The sequence below is a fragment of the Micropruina sp. genome (assembly GCF_047606365.1).
GTDB lineage: Bacteria > Actinomycetota > Actinomycetes > Propionibacteriales > Propionibacteriaceae > Micropruina.
The window spans coordinates 1-17,596 of the sequence record NZ_JASGEN010000014.1 but is presented as its reverse complement, the minus strand read 5'-3'; the positions used below and the strand labels follow the sequence as shown (position 1 = coordinate 17,596).

13 protein-coding genes are annotated in these 17,596 nt (G+C 70.1%); 4 read left to right on the top strand and 9 right to left on the bottom strand.

Features of this window, described 5'->3' with window-relative positions; genetic code table 11:
* Nucleotides 1-427: 427 nt before the first annotated feature.
* The 3 genes from QM624_RS02370 to QM624_RS02360 are packed head-to-tail and all read left to right on the top strand — an operon-like array spanning nt 428 to nt 2,585.
* The gene (locus tag QM624_RS02370) at nt 428-712 is read left to right on the top strand and encodes a DUF211 domain-containing protein (protein WP_415088504.1); all 285 of its coding nucleotides are present in this window, start codon (nt 428-430) and stop codon (nt 710-712) included.
* Complete coding sequence (locus tag QM624_RS02365) at nt 709-1,260, top strand: hypothetical protein (RefSeq protein WP_415088503.1); 552 nt, start codon at nt 709-711, stop codon at nt 1,258-1,260. Before QM624_RS02370 ends, QM624_RS02365 begins: the two co-directional genes overlap by 4 nt.
* Nucleotides 1,257-2,585: an MFS transporter gene (locus QM624_RS02360; RefSeq protein WP_415088502.1), complete on the top strand. Its 1,329-nt coding sequence runs from the start codon at nt 1,257-1,259 to the stop codon at nt 2,583-2,585. The genes QM624_RS02365 and QM624_RS02360 overlap by 4 nt, the downstream gene beginning before the upstream one ends.
* On the opposite strand, the gene QM624_RS02355 is transcribed toward QM624_RS02360, so the two are convergent.
* The 9 genes from QM624_RS02355 to QM624_RS02315 all read right to left on the bottom strand — a co-directional run bounded on the left by QM624_RS02355 (nt 2,563) and on the right by QM624_RS02315 (nt 15,876).
* On the bottom strand, nt 2,563-3,456 hold the full coding sequence (locus QM624_RS02355; RefSeq protein ID WP_415088501.1) for a glycosyltransferase family 2 protein: 894 nt from the start codon (nt 3,454-3,456) through the stop codon (nt 2,563-2,565). The genes QM624_RS02360 and QM624_RS02355 overlap by 23 nt on opposite strands.
* A complete protein-coding gene (locus QM624_RS02350) occupies nt 3,453-4,736 on the bottom strand; it encodes a lipopolysaccharide biosynthesis protein (protein ID WP_415088500.1) in 1,284 nt (427 codons plus the stop codon). Before QM624_RS02350 ends, QM624_RS02355 begins: the two co-directional genes overlap by 4 nt.
* 13 nt (nt 4,737-4,749) lie before the next feature.
* Nucleotides 4,750-5,784: an SGNH/GDSL hydrolase family protein gene (locus QM624_RS02345; RefSeq protein WP_415088499.1), complete on the bottom strand. Its 1,035-nt coding sequence runs from the start codon at nt 5,782-5,784 to the stop codon at nt 4,750-4,752.
* Nucleotides 5,785-5,927: 143 nt separating this feature from the next.
* Nucleotides 5,928-7,178, bottom strand: coding sequence for a glycosyltransferase family 2 protein (locus tag QM624_RS02340; protein ID WP_415088498.1), 1,251 nt, complete (start codon nt 7,176-7,178; stop codon nt 5,928-5,930).
* The gene (locus QM624_RS02335; protein WP_415088497.1) at nt 7,166-9,244 is read right to left on the bottom strand and encodes a hypothetical protein; all 2,079 of its coding nucleotides are present in this window, start codon (nt 9,242-9,244) and stop codon (nt 7,166-7,168) included. Before QM624_RS02335 ends, QM624_RS02340 begins: the two co-directional genes overlap by 13 nt.
* Nucleotides 9,245-9,488: 244 nt before the next feature.
* Nucleotides 9,489-11,273, bottom strand: coding sequence for an ABC transporter ATP-binding protein (locus tag QM624_RS02330; protein ID WP_415088496.1), 1,785 nt, complete (start codon nt 11,271-11,273; stop codon nt 9,489-9,491).
* A 182-nt stretch (nt 11,274-11,455) separates the two neighbouring features.
* A complete protein-coding gene (locus QM624_RS02325; RefSeq protein ID WP_415088495.1) occupies nt 11,456-14,299 on the bottom strand; it encodes a UPF0182 family protein in 2,844 nt (947 codons plus the stop codon).
* A gap of 21 nt (nt 14,300-14,320) precedes the next feature.
* Nucleotides 14,321-14,830, bottom strand: a complete 510-nt coding sequence (locus QM624_RS02320) for a PPA1309 family protein (RefSeq protein WP_415088494.1) — start codon at nt 14,828-14,830, stop codon at nt 14,321-14,323.
* A complete protein-coding gene (locus QM624_RS02315; RefSeq protein WP_415088493.1) occupies nt 14,827-15,876 on the bottom strand; it encodes a PDZ domain-containing protein in 1,050 nt (349 codons plus the stop codon). Before QM624_RS02315 ends, QM624_RS02320 begins: the two co-directional genes overlap by 4 nt.
* 127 nt (nt 15,877-16,003) lie before the next feature.
* On the opposite strand from QM624_RS02315, the gene QM624_RS02310 reads away from it, so the two are divergent.
* Nucleotides 16,004-17,347 carry a zinc-dependent metalloprotease gene (locus QM624_RS02310; RefSeq protein WP_415088492.1) on the top strand — a complete coding sequence of 448 codons (1,344 nt, stop codon included), beginning with the start codon at nt 16,004-16,006 and terminating at the stop codon, nt 17,345-17,347.
* Nucleotides 17,348-17,596: the final 249 nt, after the last annotated feature.

Here is a 17,596-nt window from a genome sequence, read left to right as displayed (position 1 = left end):
GCACCCCGTCCGGGTAGGTCGGGCGTAAAGCGCGCGAGCCCCCTGCCAGGGTCTGAAGGACGAAAGCAGAAGTAGGGCGAGCCAGCGCACGGGCGGGACGGGGTGCAGCCCACTCCGCGGAACAGAACCCAACCACCAAGAACCCGACCACAGAACAAAGGTCTCGACAAGCTCGACCAACAGTGACCGAAAGAACCGTCCCCTCGGTCACCCATGGGTCTCGACAAGCTCGACCAACGGCGGTGCACAGAGCTTCACCTGCGGGGAGCACCGAAGTAGGTGCGTAGGGAAGGGCCGCCGATGCCCACGCGCTTGTCTGACGCGGTGGCTATAGTGACCGCACGGCGATGGACCCCGCCGGAACCAGCTGGTTCGAACCGCACACCGCTGATGGGCCTACCGATGTTGCACAACACGGAGGTTCGTCATGCCCATCCGACGATTGGCCCTTGACGTCGACAAGGTGGTCGACCGGCCCGACCTGATCACGCTCGCCCGGGCGATCGAGAATGTCCCCGGGGTGGGTGCGGTCAACATCACGGTGACAGAGATCGACGTCGAGACGATCGGCACCGACATCACCGTCGAGGGCGACGACATCGACACCGAGGCGCTCTTCCGAGCCATCGAGCACGTCGGTGCCGTGCTGCACAGCGTGGACGAGGTGGTGGCCGGCGACCGGATCATCGAACGCGTCCTGCGCGTCCGATGAACTCCGGCATCGAACGGGTGGCCCGCGCGGTGCCCACCCTGCCGCTGGTCCTCGGCGTCACGGACGGCATGCTGAACGCACTCACGCTTGCCGGCGGCGCGTTGTTCCATGGCAACGGTGACGGGCCGACACTGCTGCTCGCACTGCGGGTCGGTATTGCCACCCTGGTCACCGCGACATTCACCATGTTCGTCGCTGACTACGCCGAACGGCGCAGTTCGCTGGTCCGCGCCGCACGACAACTCAACCTGACCGTCCGCGGGCAGTTGGCGGCCACCAACCTCGGTCGCCGTGCATTCCACGAATCGCTCCTGGCGATGACTGTCGCTGCCGGGGCGAGCCTCGCCGGCGCATTCATCCCGCTCGCCCTCGGCGCGACGCTGCCCGGCCCCTCCTGGACGGTGGTTGCCCTCACCGTCGGAATGCTCGGCGTGTTCGGCTGGCTGCTCGGCGGCGTGCTGGCCGGACGGCGGGCGATCTGGGCCTGTGCGATGACCCTCGGCGGCGCGGCAGTGACCGTGATCGGCGTCTGGCTGGACATCGCATGACCGGCCGCAACGAGGGCCGCCCCGCGTCCGACACGAAGCGCTGGCTGACACCCGGCGTCGCTTCCGTCGGCGCGGCCAGCTTCTTCTCCGACGCCGGTCACGAGATCGTCACCAGCGTTCTACCCAGCTTCGTGACCGGCGTGCTCGGCGGATCGGCGGCCGCACTGGGTGTGATCGAAGGTGTCAGCGACGCACTCACCGGTGCCACGAAGGTGATCGGCGGACCGCTGGCGAACGACCCGGCCCGGCGGCGGAAGATGGCCACCGGCGGCTACCTGGTGACCGCCGCTGCCACCAGCACTATTGGGGCGGCGACCGGCGTGTGGCAGGTGGGCGTGCTCCGCGCACTCGCCTGGGCCGCTCGGGGCTTCCGCTCCCCCGCCCGGGACGCACTCCTCAGTTCGCTGGCCCAGCGACGAAGCTACGGACGCGCATTCGGCGTCGAGCGGGCCGGTGACAACCTGGGCGCGGTGGTCGGTCCGCTGTTGGCCGCCGGACTGGTGGCCTGGATCGGCATCCGTCCGACGATCTGGTTCGCGTTCATTCCCGGCATCCTGGCGGCGGTCGCGATCACCGTTGCGGCCCGGGAAGCCAGGCGTCTACATGACGGTTCGGGGCGGCCCGGACGTCGCGTTGTCGCCTCGAGTGGCAACGGAGATCCCGGCGTGCACCGGGATGACGATGGTCGGGAGGATGCCGGGGCGCGCCCGGACAGCGATGCAACCGGGGGCGTGCGGCTGGATCTTCGCGGTCTCTGGGAGACGGGGCTGGCACGTCCGTTGCTTCCCGTGGTGCTCTTCGAATGCGGCAACCTCGCCACCACGATGCTGATCCTGCGAGCCACCGAGCAGCTCGCCGTCGCGGGCACGGCCGGCGCGGCGTCGGTCGCCATCGGGCTGTATGCGGTGCACAACGCGGTCGCGGCGCTGGTTGCGCTGCTCGGCGGGGTCTGGCTGGACCGGTCCGGGCCGCGCTGGGTGTTCGCCACCGGTGCGGCGGCCTACGTGGTCGGCTACCTGTGCTTCGCGAGCGCGGCACCGGGCCTGCTGATCGCCGCAGCCGGTTTCGTCCTGGCCGGAGCCGGCATCGGGCTCGCCGAGACGGCGGAATCAGCCCTTGTCGCACGGGCATTGCCAGATCGGCTTCGGGGCAGCGGGTTCGGCGTCGTGGGCGGCGTCCAAGCTCTCGGCAACCTGGTCGGGACGGCGGTCGCGGGCATCCTGTACACGGCGATCTCCCCCACGGTGGCGTTCGGCTATGCGGCCACGTGGATGTTGCTCGCGGTGGCAGCGTCCGCCTGGTTCAGGACGCCGCGGGCCGGTTGAGCAGTGTCCGGATCCGTTCGCGTCCGATCAGCAACGCCTGACCAAGACCGGCCAGCCCGTGGGTGCGCACGCCGAGCCACACGACCACGGGCAGCCGCAGCACCGCATACCGCAGCGCCGCCGTCCAGCCACGACCGGTCGGCCAGAGCAGCCGCCCCAACTGCTCGACGCTCACCGACACTCCGCGCGCGGCCAGGTTCTCGGCACAGATCCGCAGCTGCACCTGTTGCTGCGGCCCGGCCTCGACCTGGCTGACCTGGCCGGGGTGGATGCGGTACCGCAAGCCCGGCTCCGCCAGATTCTCCAGCTTGCCGATCGCGGCGAGTTCGCTGAACAGCTTGAAGTCCTCGGCATGCGGATACTCCGCCCGATACCGGACGCCGTGCGCGCGCAGCGCGTCGGCCCGCAGCATCACCGCCGGATGCGCGATCGGCGACCCGAACACCAGATGGGCACGGCAGTCCTGGGCGCGGTGCGGCGTCCGGACCAGGCCGGACGCGGCACCGAACAGCAGGTAGTCGCTGCCGCAGGCCACCAGTTTGGGGTCGTGCCGGAACCGTTCCACCTGCCGCGTCAGCCGGCCCGGCAGCATCTCGTCGTCGGCGTCGAGCCGTGCGATGAACTCGCCGCCGGCCTCCTCCAGGCCGCGGTTGAGGGCACCCACCAGACCGGTGCGCTCCAGCCGCAGCACCCGCAGCCGCGGATCGGCACAACCGGCCAGCACCGCCGGCGTGGCGTCGGTGGAGCCGTCGTCGACCACCAGCAACTCGAAATCGGCGAAGTCCTGCGCGAACACGCTCACCAAAGCCCCGCCCAGATGGTCGGCGCCGTTGTGCACCGGCATCAGCACCGTGACCAGCGGTCGGCTCACGTGAGCCGCCGGATCATCCGCCAGGCCGGGCCGATCAGGATCGCGGTGGTCACCACCTCGATGACCAGGTAGCTGTAGCCGATGCCGTCCAGGCCGAAGTGTCCGATGGTGAGCGCCGTGCCGGTGACCGCGACCACGGCGGTCAGGATCTGCATGGCCATCGCCAACCGCAGCCGGCGGGCCACCCGGGCCACCCCGGCGTACAGGATGCCGACCACCGATAGTGGCAGGCTCAACGCCATCAGCCGCACCAACGATTCGGTCTCGAGCGCATACCGCTCGCCCAGCAGACCCAGCAGCAGCGGCGCGCCGAACCAGAGGAAGACCGCACCCGAGACGGACAGGGCGAGCAGGATGCCGGTGAACCGGGCGGTCAGCCGGCGCACATCCGCCCCCGGGCTGGAGGCCTGCGCAATGTAGGGCCCGACGACCGTGCCGAGCAGCAACGCCAGCGCCGAGAACAGTGTCCAGGCCATGGTGAAGCAGGCGTTGAGTTCGGGGCCGAGCCGATCCACCACGATCAGCGGAATGATCAGCGGCGCCAGCGCACCGACCACCATGATCCCGACACTGCTGCCGAAGAACGACCACAGCTCACCACGTGGAGGCAGCGACGGCATCAGCCGGGTGATCGGCTCCGTCCCGCACAGCCGCCAGACGACAGGCAGGTAGAGCACCACCAGCAGCAACGCCGGCGCGGCCCAGGCGATCACCAGCGATTCGCCACCGACCAGCACCAGCAGCGCCGCCCCGGCCGCCAGACCCAGCTTGACCACCGCGTGGATGATGTTCTTGCCGGCCGCCCAGCGGGCCCGGCGCAACCCGACCAGGGTGTTGTCGAGCAGCGCGAACTGGGCCAGTGTCAGCACCAGCAACGGGAACCCGAGCCACTCCCAGTCGTGCACGAAAAGCCGCTGAGTCGGGCCCACCAGCAGGAAGCCGAAGCCCAGCAGCAGCGCCAGGCCGGCGGTCGCCAGCCCGCCCCGCAGCAGGTAGTGCCGGGTGTCGCGTCCGGTGACCGGCAGGAACCGCTCGTACATGCCGCCCAGGCTGAGGTTCGACACCGTCGCCAGCGCGGTCGCCGCCGACACGATCGCGGACGCCCGGCCGACCTCCCCGATCGGGAAGCCGCGGGCGGCGATGGTCCAGTAGGCGAGGCCGAGCAGGGCGGTGATGCCGGTCGAGGCGGTCAGCGCCAGCGCGTCCAGTTCGAGGGTGGCCCGGCTCAGTCGGGCGCGCCAGCCAGCCTTGACCGGCGCGGTGGTGGTGGGTGCGCTCATCGTCGGATCCCCGTCATCGCAGCGCTTCCTCGATCGCGGGCTCGGCGATGCCGGCGATGAAGGCGTGGCCGGCATCGGTCAGGTGGGTGCGGTCCCAGGAGTACAGCTGGGGTTCGGCGGCGGCTCCCGGCATCCGTCCGGCCAGGTCGATCACCGGGGCGCCGAGGCGTTCGGCGTAGTCCTCGGTGATCTGCTGGAAGCTGGTCCAGTCCTGCGCCGGTGTCTGGTCGGGCACCGGTTGGGTGCCCAACACCCAGGACGCCCGTGGCGCGGCCGCGGCGACCCGGTCGTGGATGGTGCGCAGATGCGCGGCGAAACGGTCCCGGTCACCGCCCTGCCAGTAGTCGTTGCCGCCCAGCGACAGCACGATGACGTCCGGATCGATCGACTCGATCAACGGCAGCAGCGCGGGGCGGTCCAGCCAGCCGAGCCAGTCGTTGGTGCTGCTGCCCGACCAGGACAGGTTGTACACCTCGACCGAACCGTGGCCGGCCCGACCCAGCACCCCGACCACCACACCGTCACCGCGCACGGTGAGGGTGTCGGCAACGGAGTCCACGGTGAAGCTGTGCAGTCCGGCGTCCGGGCTGGTGAAGCCGACCTGCTGATCGCCGCTGGACGCCGTGAACAGCTCACCCGGACGCTCGGCGAAGACCTGCACAGTCGCGCTGTCGAAGCCGGCCAGCTGCCAGGTGACGGTGCCGCCGGCCATCGCGCCGGGCACGCCGACCTTGTTGGTCGCAGCCCACGCACCCGCCCCGGCGGTACCCGTCCGGAAGCCGAACATCTCGCCGTTGACGGACGACGGTAGCCAGGTGCCGCCGTCCTGGGCAGCCTCGCCGCGCTCGGCCCGCAACCGGGCGCCGACCAGATGCGGCCAGGTGTTCTGCAGCGCCGTCACCTGGCCCATGCCTTCGGACAGCGAATCGGACAGCACCACCAGCCGCACCGGCTTCGGCTGCCACGGACGGGTGATCGCCAACACGCCCGCGATCAGCGCCACGCCGAGCACGATCGCCAGCAGGGCGAACGGACGGCGGCGCGCCACTCGACGCTCGCCACTCCGCGACTGCGTATGGTCGCCACTTCCTTGGTGGGGGTGGCCGCCGGCCTGACCGGGGTGATCGTTCCTCGGCCGGGTGTCGTCGTTCCACGGTGGGGTGTGGTCATTCCCCGATCGCGCATGGTCGCTCACCGGGCGGCCACCGCCGAGCGTCGGCGGGCCCGGCGACGGGCCCGCAGGTAGGCACCCGGCCCGACCAGATAGCCGCGCCGTTCCGCCCGGGTCGCCTCGACCGGGAAGGCCGCCGATTTGCCGTGGTTCTTCGCCGACCGGGAATCGAGCAGCAGCCGCAGCCCGCCCGGCAGCCGGCGGAGCACGCCGACCGCGGTGGCCGGCGAGCTCAGGAACCGCTTGGTGACAACGGCGGCCATCCCGACGCCGTAGCCGTGCAACTGCTCGACCAGGGCGTCGTGATCGGCGCGATGGTGGTGCCGGACCAGCGCGGCCGGCCAGTACACCACGGTGCCGCCGGCCAGGTAGACGGCCTGGAAGGCGTCCAGATCTTCGCCGCCGCGGGTCAGCGAGCCCGCCCCCAGGGCTTCGTCGAAACCACCCAGTTCATGCAGCGCCGCGGCCCGGAAGGCCATGTTGTTGCCGGAACCGAAACCGCCGTCGAACGGGAAGGCGATGCCCTCCGGCCCCGCCTCGGTGCCCAGCGCGGTGCCGCCGCCGTCGCGACGCCAGTGCACGGCGCGAAGGCCTTTGGCGAAGCCGCCGGCCTCTTCGAAGAACAGTTGGGTCCGGGTGGCCACCTCGGCGGGCAGCACCAGGCCGGTCACGCAATCGACGCCGGGGTCGGTGTCGAACACCGCCGCCAGGGTGGCGACCCAGTCGGCGGCGGGCAGCGCATCGTCGTCGGTGAATGCGACGATCGGGTGGCTCGCCTGGGCCAGCCCGGTGTTCCGGGCCGCGGACAGCCCGCGCCGCGGTTCGGTCACGATCCGTAGTCGCGGGTCGTCGATGCCGGTGAGCAGCGCCGGCGTCCGCCCTGAGGCCGGGTCATTGTCGACCACCACGATCTCGAGTGCCGCGTGGGTCTGGCCCAGCAGTGCCTCGATGGTTTCGGTGAGCCGGGGTTCGCGTCCGAGGGTGCAGACCACCACGGTCACCGGAGTCGGGGTTGTGCGCTCCGCGATGAATCCGGACGGCGCACGCACGCTCCCCTCGGCGACGCTCCGCCGGACCAGGTCGGCGACGCCGTCGGCCGAATCAGCCCGGGCATCGACCATGGCGGACGGCCAGCCGCCCACCGTGCCCAGCACGAACAGCCGGCCCTGCGCATTCGGCGCCAGAGCGTCGTCCACCGTATCCTCGACGGCCCAGGTGACGCACCGGATGGGCGCGAAGTCGTCGCTCACCGACTCGGTCACGGATGCCATGTCGCCGCCTCCTGGGTGCGAGTCCGGACGGGGGTGTAGCGGAAGACGGTCACCCCGTCGGCGTCGATCACCACGTCCCACCCGGGCCGATGCCGCAGGGTTTCGCGCAGGGCGTCCACGGTGCCGAGCGGGGCGATGCCGCGGTAGTCGGCGTAGGCGTCCATCCGCGGGCCGTACAGCGCGAAGGTGGGTGCGCTGCGGTTCTCCAGGTGGGCTTCCAGGGCCAGCAGGTAGTCGGCCGAACGCAGCCCGTCGCCCTCGTTCTGCAGCGGACGGTCGTACTCCCAGTCGTCGGTCAGCCGCCAGGCGTACGCCTCGCTGGCCCGCACCGGCCAGAACGCCGATCCGGGGCTCAGGTAGGCGCGACCCGGGACGCCACGCTCCAGCAGCGCCTGCGCCTGGTACTCGGCCTTGGTCACCGCGTAGTGGTAGTAGGTGGCGAAATAGGCCTGCGCCCCGGCCGCGGCCAGGATGACCAGCACCAGCCCCGCCGCGATCCGACGCCGCAGATCACCGGCCAGCAGCCGGGTCAGCCACGGGCCGACCAGCAGGGCACAGCCGGGAATCGAGTACAGCATCACCCGCAGCAGTGCCTCGCCGCCGTAGCTCTGCGCCAGCAGGATGCCGAACGGCGAGAAGGCCAGCACCGCGATGACCAGCCCGGGACCGCGACGCCAACGCGCCCAGCGCTGCCGCACCAAGGCGGCCACCGACAGCGCGGCGGCGAGCGCCCACAGGCCCAGGGTGGCGATCCGGTTGCTGACGCCGTGCACGGTGAGGGCCAGGCTGCCCAGGTCGGCGGCGGCACCGGTCTTGGCATTGGCCAGCACATCCACCCCGGTGAACAGGCCGTAGGCGCTGGCGATCTCGAAGTTGGCCGCCAGTTGGCCCAGCGCCACCGCGGCGAGGACGGCGGCGAGCCGCCACGACACCCGTCCGAACACCATCAGCACGGCGATCGCACCGAGCAGCCAGAACGGGGTCAGCTGATGACTGACCACCAGCGCGGCGAACACCACCACCGCCAGCACACCGGCCACCCGGTTGGTCCGGGCCCGAACGACCAGAGCGGCGGTGACGATCGCCAGCACGTAACCGAGTGCCTGCGGCGAGAAGTAGTCCTGGGCGACCCAGTTCACCACCAGCGCCACCATCGCGGCGGCCAGCGCGGACGGGGTCGAGAACCGCAGCGCCTTTCCGAGGGTGTACATGGCGAACACGCCGGCGAAGGTGACCGCGAGGGTGAACCACGAGGCGATCGCGAACGCGGACACGCCGCTGGACACGCTCACCCAGCCGATCGCGGCGAAGAAGCCGGGCCAGCCCTGGTAGATGTCGAGGCCCCGGTGCAGGGTGCCGGTGGTGGTGATCAGGTCGATCACGCCGAGGTGCTTGTACGCCCAGTCGACCGACGGCGCGTCCAGGGTGAGCGGCGCGGTGCCGCGCTCGATCAGGCAGGTCAGCGCCAGCGTCGTCCAGAGCAGGCCGACGTGCCGCAACCGCAGCGCGACCAGGAAGGCCAGCACGGCGAGCAGCAGCGACACCGCGAAGGTGGGGGTGGCGACCAGCGGACCGAAGGCGGCACCGGTGCGGTTGCCGGCGATCCCGGGCAGCGAGAGCAGCCAGAGCAGCAGCGACACCGCGACCATGCCCAGCGCGATCCGCGCCCAGCGTCCGGACGGCAACGCGACCGCCGGCCAGGACGGACGGCTCAGCGACATGGCGGAATAGCCCGCCGCCAGCCCGGCGGCGATCGCGGTGACCAGCCTCGGCGGCCACAGCCCCACCCACAGCGACACGGTGGAGAGCAGAACGGTGACGGACGCGCTCAACGCCGGCACCAGGCCCAGCACCGGCAGCCCGGTGGATGGCAACGCCCGCACCAGCAGCAGCCCCGGCACCACCGCCCAGAACGCCACCGCGGCCCAGCCGAGGACCGGAACCGCCAGCCCGATCAGCGTCGCCGCGGACAGCACCAGGGCAGCCCACATCCCCCACGGACGCGGCTGCGCGGGCGGCTGCGGGCGGCGGAGGGCATGGGTCAGCACAGATGAAGTCAGAGTCATGGGAACCTTTGCTTAGGTAAGCCTAACCTACATCAGATTACTGATCTGTCCGACGCCCTCTCAGCGCCCGGACGGCCTCGCCTGTCGCCGTTGGTCGAGCTTGTCGAGACCTCACCCGAGCAGCCCGCCCTCCGTTGGTCGAGCTTGTCGAGACCCCTCGCATGATGCGGCGCTCATGAGGGTCCGGGTTTCGAGAAGCTCAACCAACAGTGCGGGTTTCGACAAGCTCAACCCACAGTGGGGCCTACTCGGTGCGGGCCGCCTCGCCGGTCTGCACCGCCCACAGCGCGGCATAGTTGCCGCCGGCCGCGACCAGCTCGTCATGGGTACCCGACTCCACGATGCGGCCGGCGTCCAGCACCCAGATCCGGTGCGCGTGCCGGACGGTGGAGAGCCGGTGGGCGACCACGATCGCCGTCCGGTCCTGGGTGGCGTCGCGCAGCGAACGCTGGATGGCCGCCTCGGTCTCGTTGTCCACCGCGCTGGTCGCCTCGTCCAACACCAGGACGGCCGGGTCGCGCAGCAACGCGCGGGCCAGCGCCAGCCGCTGCCGTTGTCCGCCGGACAAGGTGATTCCCCGCTCACCGACCCAGCTGTCCAGCCCGTCGGGCAGTGCGTCGATGAAGTCCAGGGCGGCCGCGGCCACCGCCGCGCTCCGGATCTCGTCGCGGCCGGCGTCCGGCTTACCGTAGGCGATGTTGTCGGCGATGCTGCCCGAGAACAGGTACACGTCCTGGGAGACGTAGCCCATCGATCCGCGCAGCGAGTCCCAGTCGAGATCACGAATGTCGGCGCCGTCCAGCAGCACCGCACCGGCGCGCGGATCGTCGAAGCGCAGCACCAGTCGCAGCAGCGATGACTTGCCGGCGCCGGTGGACCCGACGATGGCGTGGGTCTCCCCCGCCGGCACCACCAGGTCGATGCCGCGCAGCACGTCCGGACCGTCGACGTAACCGGCTCGGACGCCGCGCAACTCGACCCGGCCACGAACCGGCTGCGGCAACGAACGGCGTCCGGCGGGCACGGTGATCGGCACGTCGAGCAGTGCCAGGATGCGGCTGGTCGAGGCACGTCCGCGCTGGTACAGGTCGAGCACCTCGGCGACTTCGGTCAGCGGCCAGAGCAGCCGCTGGGTCATGAACACCAGCACCGAGTACAGGCCGATCTCAAGCTGTCCGTTCAGGGTGGCCCAGCCGCCGAGCAGCAGGGTGCAGGTGAAGCCGGCCAGAATCGCCATCCGGACCAGCGGGACGAACGCCGCCGACTGTTTGATGGCGGACAGGTTCGCCTGCCGGTAGGCGGCGGACACCTCCTCGACCCGGCGTCGTTCCCGATCCTCGGCGGTGAACGCCTTGATCGTGGTGATTCCGGCCAGGTTCGCCGCCAGCACCCCGGACAGGTCGGCGACCTTGGCCCGGACGCCGTCGTAGAGCGGCTCGAGCCGACGCTGGAACAGCAGCGAACCGACCACGATCACCGGGATCGGCAGGAACGCCAGCAGCCACAACTGCCACGAGGCCGCCGCGAACACCGCGCCGACCAGCAGCACGTTCAGCGCGGTCTGCAGCAACGCCGGCGCGCCGACGTCGAGGAAGCGCTCCAGTTGGTTGACGTCGTCGTTGAGGGTGGCGAGCGTGCTGCCCTGCGGCCTGGCCTCGTGCCAGGCCACATCGAGGTGCTGCACATGGTCGTAGGCCTCGACCCGCAGTTCGTGCTCGACCCCTTGGGCCAGCCCACGCCACAGCACGTCGGCGATGTACTCCGAGGCCGACTCGATCACCCAGACCACGCCGTTGATCACAGCCAGCCAGACCAACTGCATCGGACGCGATTCGACGCCGAGCAGCGTGCCGACCAGGGACGCGTCGCCGCGCACCACCACATCGACCGCGGCACCGATCAACAGTTCGGGGAACACGTCGGCGACCTTGTTCACCGTGGAGGCGATGACGGCCCAGATGAAGCGTGGCCGGAAACGTCGCTGCCGTTCCCACAGCGCCCGCAACGGCGCCTGCGCAGTGTGGTTCATCTGGTCCCTCCGGTCGAGCGGCCCACCAACCTACCGACCGACACGTCCCCGTCCGGACGCCGTCCGCCCCAACCCCCCTGCCCCACAAAGCCCTCCCTAACTATCTCTGCCCTCCCGCATGTGGGAGGGCAGAGATAGTTAGGGAGGGCTATACCGGGTAGCCACAGAGGTGACCGACCGGTTCAGCGGCCCATCAGCTTGAGCGCCTCGGCGAGTGCCGCCTTCGCCTCGTTCACCTTGCTCTGGTAGGTGGCCAGATCGCCCTTGCGGAGTGCGGCGTCGGCCGCCACGAAGGCGTTCTGCGCTTCGTCGAGCTTGGCCATCGCGGCGGGCCCGGCCGGCTGCGCCGATCCGGACGGCTGCGGCGAGGGGCTACCCGTGCCGGACGGCGAGGGCGAGGCACTCGGCTGCTCACCGGTGGTGGCACCCGCGCTGCCCTCGAAGACCTCGTCGAGCGCCTGCTGCAGGGTGTTGCCGATGCCCACGTGCGCACCGAACCGGACGACCACGAAGGCCAGCGCCGGGTACGAGCCGGTGTTGCCCTGACGCATCGTGTAGATCGGCGCCACATAAAGCAGGCCGTTGCCCATCGGCAACGTCAACAGGTTGCCGTAGGTGGCTGAGGCCGCACCCTGGTTGAGGAACGGTCGCAGTTTCTCGGCCACCTTCGGGTCGGTGTTGATCGCGTTGAAGGTCTGGCCGGGGCCGTCGATCTGATGGGTGTCGGACATCCGCAGCACCCGCAGCTTGCCGTAGTCGGGGCTGGTCGCCTCGGCGACCACCGACATGTAGCTGGCCAGGTTGGAGCGGTTCTTCGGCACGAACACGGTGGTCTGGCTGAACACCGGGCTCTTGTCCTCGGGCCACTTGATGCTCAAGTAGTAGGGCGGCTCCTTGGCATCGGTGCTGGCCTTGACCGGGTCGTTCGGGACCTGCCACAGATCCGACTGCGCGTACCAGGTGTACGGGTCGGTCATGTGGTAGCGGCCCAGGATCTCGCGCTGCACCTTGAACAGGTCCTCCGGGTAGCGCAGGTGGCTGAGCAGGTCGGGGCTGATCGCGCTCTTCGGCTGCACTGTGCCGGGGAAGGCCCGCGAATACGCCTGCAGGATCGGGTCGGTCTCGTCCCAGGCGTACAGCGCGACCGTGCCGTCGTAGGCGTCCACAACGGCCTTCACCGAGTTGCGGATGTAGTTGATGTTGGCGTCCACCTGGGTGCCGACGGCCCGCGACTGGGTGTCGGCCGCCGAGTTCCGCAGGTTCACCAGCTCGCTGTTCGGGTAGCTGCTCGAGGTGGTGTAGCCGTCCACGATCCACACCGTGCGGCCGTCGACGACCGCCGGGTAGATGTTCGAGTCGAGGGTCAGCCAGGGCGCCACCTCCTGCACCCGCTCCTTCGGGGTCCGGTTGTACAGGATTCGCGACTGGCTGTTCACCCGGTCGGTCAGCAGCAGGTTGAAGTCCATGAATTTGGCGGCGTAGAGGGCACGGGTGAAGGCGTCGCCGATCGGCACGCCGCCCTTGCCGGAGTACACGTTCGACTTGCCGTTCGGGGTGTCGAGCTCGATCGGCTCCTGGCCCTGCTCGCGTCCGACGATCGCGTACTGGGTGGACTGTTCACCGAAGTAGATCCGCGATTCGTGGTCGGGCAGCTTGCCCTGCGGCGGAATGTCCCGGACGATCCACTCGGGCTGACCGTCGCTCTGCCGGCGGTTGCCGTAGGCGATCACCAGGCCGTAGCCGTGGGTGTAGACGGTGTGGATGTTGTTCCAGTTCTGGTCGGGCAGTCCGCCGAGGTTCATCTCGCGGGCGGCCACCACCACATCGGTCTCCTTGCCGTCGATGATGTAGCGGTCGACGTCCAGGGCCTCGGGGAACGTGTAGTAGCCGCGCACCTGCTGCAACTGTTCGAAGGTCGGCCCAATCACGGCCGGGTCCATCAGCCGGATGCCCGGCAGCGCCTCGGCGTCCGCCTTGAGCTGCCCGGCCCGCACCTGGGTGACCGCGTCATAGGAGGTGATCTCGGTGTCGGCGATCCCGAACGCCTGCCGCGTCATGTCGATGTGCTGCCGCATGTACGGGTTCTCTTTGTCCGGCTGGTTCGGCGCCACCACGAAGGACTGCACGATCGCCGGGTAGATCAGGGTGAGGATCAGCCCCGAGATCACCATCAGCACCAGCGCCGCGGCGGGGTAGATGCCGCGCTTGAGGATCGGGTTGATGAAGAACAGGCCGGCCACCAGGAACGAGATCACCGCCATCACCAGCTTGGCACCCAGCCGGGCGTGGTCGTCGGTGTAGTGGATGCCGGTGAACAGGGTGCCCTGGGTGAGCAGCATCGCGTACCGATCGAGCAGGCTCTGCAGGCCGTACAGCACCAGCAGCACACCGGCCAGCACCGACAGATGCACCCGGGCCGCCTGGCTGAGTTGCGGACGGCCGGTGGCACGCACCGCGCGCAGCCCACCGGTGGTGAAGTGCACCACCACGGCGCCGATCAGGCTGAACGCGACCGCAGTCAGCAGGAACGACAGGAAGGCCTGCCAGATCGGCAGTTCGAAGACGTAGAACTTGTAGTCGAGGCCGAACACCGGGTCGACCTGGCCGAACGGGACCGCGTTGATCCAGCTCAGCACCGGAAGGGTTTCGGTGACCGCCGACATGCCGGCCAGCACACCGAGTGCGAGCGCGGGGATGGCGACGGCGAATTTGGCGTTGTGCTCGAGCAGCTTGCGGTAGGCGTCCAGCACTGCGCTCTCACCGCGCTGCCGGGGCGGCGGGGCGAGCCGGATGGCGAGCCACATATTGCCGCCGACCAGCACGGCCATCAGCAGCCCGACGCCGAGGAACAGAGCCGTCCGGGTCCACAGTTGGGTGGAGAACACCACCCCGAAGTCGATTGAGTCGAACCAGAGCTTGTCGGTCCACACCTGGGTGAAGACCGCGAACAGGATGACCAGCACGGCAGCAATGCCGAAGGTCAACAACAGCGGCGATCGTCGGTGGACACTTGCAGGCAGGCTCACGCGGGGTCTCCTTGTTCGGTGTCAGTCCAATGTACGTGCCAGCGCGGCGGCCAGCCCGGGAACCAGATCAGTGCTCGACAACAACTCGTCGGGATGGCTGCGGATCCGGGCCACGCCGTAGGAATCGCCGGCCCTGGTCGCCCCGACGACGACCCGGATCTCCTGGCGTTCGGGGTTGCTCCGGACCTGTTCGGACGCCGCAGCGCCCTCACCCAGGCCGGCGTCCGCAGCACCGGGCAGGAAGAACCGCTCCAGGCTGAGCGCGACGCCGGCGACGGTGTCCGGCCAGGCGATCCTGGCCAGCGCCTCGCCCAGGTCGGCACCGCCGGCGAAGCCGTCCTGCTCGATCGCGGACAGGTGGCCCGGCTGGGGGTCGAGGCCGCCGGTCAGGTGCTCGGCGAGCTGCGGTTCGGCCGAGACCAGGTCGGCGGTGGGCACCAGGGCGAACAGCCGGGCGGGCTGGTCCCAGCCGACTCCCCCGACGTGCCGTTCGATCTCCATCAGTGCGGCGATCAGAGCATCGGACGTCACACGCAACCCCTCACGCTGCCGGCCTTCGCCGGATCCTTCAGTTCCTGCAGACTCGCGATGGCATCGGTGAGGGTGGCCACCCGGACCAGCCGGACCGCGGTGGAAACCCCCTGCACGTCGGCGCAGTTCTCGGCGGGCACCAGGAAGATGGTGGCCCCGGCGGCCTCGGCGCCGGCGATCTTCTCCTGGATGCCGCCGATCGCGCCGACCTTGCCGTCGCCGGTGATGGTGCCCGTTCCGGCGATCGACCGGTCGGCGATCAGGTCGCCGGAGGTGACCATGTCGTAGATCGCGAGAGCGAAGATCAGGCCGGCGCTGGGCCCGCCGATATCGGGGCTGATCCGGAACGTCACCCGGGGCTCGTAGGAGTAGCCGATGGTCAGGTTGATCCCGACCACGGGCTGCGCCGGGTTCGCGTTCGAGGCGGCGGTGATGATCGTCTGGGTGAGTTCCTGGCGGTCGCGCAGGATCTTGAACAGGATCGCCTCACCCACGGCCACCTTGTTGATCGCGGCCCTCACATCGTCGGTGGTGCTGACGTCCTTGTCGTTGACCTGCAGGATGAAATCGCCCGGCTTGAGCCTGCCGTCGGCGGGGCTGCCGTTCGACACGCCCACCACCATCGGGTACTCGCGGACCTGCTGACCGGCCGCGCGGAGTGCCGCCGCGACCGCCGACGACTGCGAGTTGTCCATCATCTGCACCTCGCGGGCGCGGATCTCGTCGACGCTGGCGCCCGCCGGGTACACCGCGTCACGCGGCAGCACCTCGCGCGCCGAGAGCCAGTACGACAGCAGCGCCTCGGGCAACGTCAGCTGGCTGTCGGCGCGGGTCACCGAGACGGTGGTGAGGCGCAGTTCGCCGGTGGTCGGATGGGTCGGAATGCCCTCCACCTCGACGCGGGCCTGGCCGTCGACCGGTTCGAACAGGTTCACCGTGGTACCCGGCGACCAGCTGACGAACGGCACCGGGGTGAGCGAGACGACGGCGGCCAAGGCCACGAACAGCAGTGCCGAGACGGCGGCCGTCCAGGTCTGCTTGGTCACCCGATGACCCTACCGGACTCGTGCCAGGCGCCCGGTGCCGACTCCTTGCCGGGTGCGGGACAATGGGGTGGTACCGCGCCGGGCCGGTGGTCCGGCGAACCAGTCCCTCGACCACAGGAGCCCACCCATGGCCAACGATCCGGACCTCCCCGCCGGCGACCAGCCGCCCGAGGAGAACCCGCTGGCCCAGTTCCTCGCCCAGTTCGGCATCACCCCGGGCCCGGACGGCGAGTTCGACATGGCCGCACTCACCCAGCGTCTGCAGGGGGTGATGGCGCAGTTCCAGACCCAGATGGCCGGATTCGGTCCGACCGACGCCAACAGCGGGATGAACTGGACCTTCACCAAGGACATCGCCCGCCGGGTGACCGCATCGCTGGGTGCCGATCAGACCCCGTCCGCGGCCCAGGCCGGACAGGTCCGCGACGCCGTCGGCCTGGCCGACCTGTGGCTGGACGAGGCGATCAGCTTCCCGCGGCTCAGCGCGCCCGCGGTGGCCTGGAGCCGCGCCGACTGGGTGGAGGGCACCTTCGAGACCTGGCGGAAGCTCGGCAACCCGATCGTCACGAGCCTGTCCGCGGCGATGGGCGCGTTGATGTCGCGCGAGGCCGGGCCGGGTGAGGAGTTCATGAAGCCGATGGTCCGCGCGGCGGCGTCCGGCATGTTCGCCGCCCAGGTCGGGCAATCGGTGGGCCGGCTGTCCGCCGAGGTGCTGAGCGTCAGCGACATCGGCCTGCCGCTGGGCACCCATCCGCAGGTCGCGCTGCTGCCCAGCAACATCGAGGCGTTCGGTGCCGAACTCGAATCGGTGACGCCGTCGGACGTGCTGCTGTTCCTGGCACTGCGCGAGTCGGCGCGGCAGCGGTTGTTCGCCGCGGTCGGCTGGCTCGGCCCGCAGTTGCATGCCCTGGTCGAGCACTACGCCCGCGACATCACCATCGACACCTCCGCGCTCGAGCAGGCCATCGAGCAGCAACTGAGCGCGGCGATGAGTGCCGACGACCTGGAACGCGCCGGGCAGGCACTGGCCGGCAAGCTGTTCGAGCCGGCGGTGACGCCCGAGCAGGCCGAGGTGCTGGAGCGGTTGGAGACACTGCTGGCCCTGGTCGAGGGCTGGGTGGACGAGGTGGTCGGCCACACCATGACCCGCTGGATGCCCAACGGGCAGGCGCTGACCGAGATCGTCCGGCGCCGCAGAGCTGCCGGCGGACCCGCGGAGAGCGCCCTGAAGAGCCTTGTCGGCCTGGAGTTGCGGCCCCGCCGCACCCGGGACGCAGCGAACCTGTGGGCAGCCGTCCGGGCCACCCGGGGCGCCGAGGCACGCGACGCGGCCTGGCATCACCCCGACCTGATCCCCACCTCGGCCGACCTCGACGATCCGCTGGGTTACGCCGAACACGGCCACCAGGTGGTCCCCGATGAGCTGGACGCCGAGTTGCAGAAGCTGCTCGACCAGGAGGGCGGGCAGTAGTCGTCACCACCCGGTGACCGGGGACGGTTCTTTCGGTCACCGGGGACGGTTCTCTTGGTCACCGGGGACGGTTCTCTTGGTCACCGTTGGTCGAGCTTGTCGAGGCCCTTGTTTCCTGTGGTCGGGTCTCTGTGGTCGGGTTTGGGTTCCGCGGAGTGGGCTGCACCCCGTCCCGCCCGTGCGCTGGCTCGCCCTACTTCTGCTTTTGTTTTTCAGTCCCTGGCAGGGGGCTCGCGCGCTTTATACGAG

Excerpts from the sequence above, each read along its gene's own strand:
- QM624_RS02370 (WP_415088504.1), top strand. The coding sequence starts at position 428 with ATGCCCATCCGACGATTGGCCCTTGACGTCGACAAGGTGGTCGACCGG.
- QM624_RS02365 (WP_415088503.1), top strand. The coding sequence starts at position 709 with ATGAACTCCGGCATCGAACGGGTGGCCCGCGCGGTGCCCACCCTGCCG.
- QM624_RS02360 (WP_415088502.1), top strand. The coding sequence starts at position 1,257 with ATGACCGGCCGCAACGAGGGCCGCCCCGCGTCCGACACGAAGCGCTGG.
- QM624_RS02350 (WP_415088500.1), bottom strand. The coding sequence starts at position 4,736 with ATGAGCGCACCCACCACCACCGCGCCGGTCAAGGCTGGCTGGCGCGCC.
- QM624_RS02340 (WP_415088498.1), bottom strand. The coding sequence starts at position 7,178 with ATGGCATCCGTGACCGAGTCGGTGAGCGACGACTTCGCGCCCATCCGG.
- QM624_RS02335 (WP_415088497.1), bottom strand. The coding sequence starts at position 9,244 with ATGACTCTGACTTCATCTGTGCTGACCCATGCCCTCCGCCGCCCGCAG.
- QM624_RS02330 (WP_415088496.1), bottom strand. The coding sequence starts at position 11,273 with ATGAACCACACTGCGCAGGCGCCGTTGCGGGCGCTGTGGGAACGGCAG.
- QM624_RS02310 (WP_415088492.1), top strand. The coding sequence starts at position 16,004 with ATGGCCAACGATCCGGACCTCCCCGCCGGCGACCAGCCGCCCGAGGAG.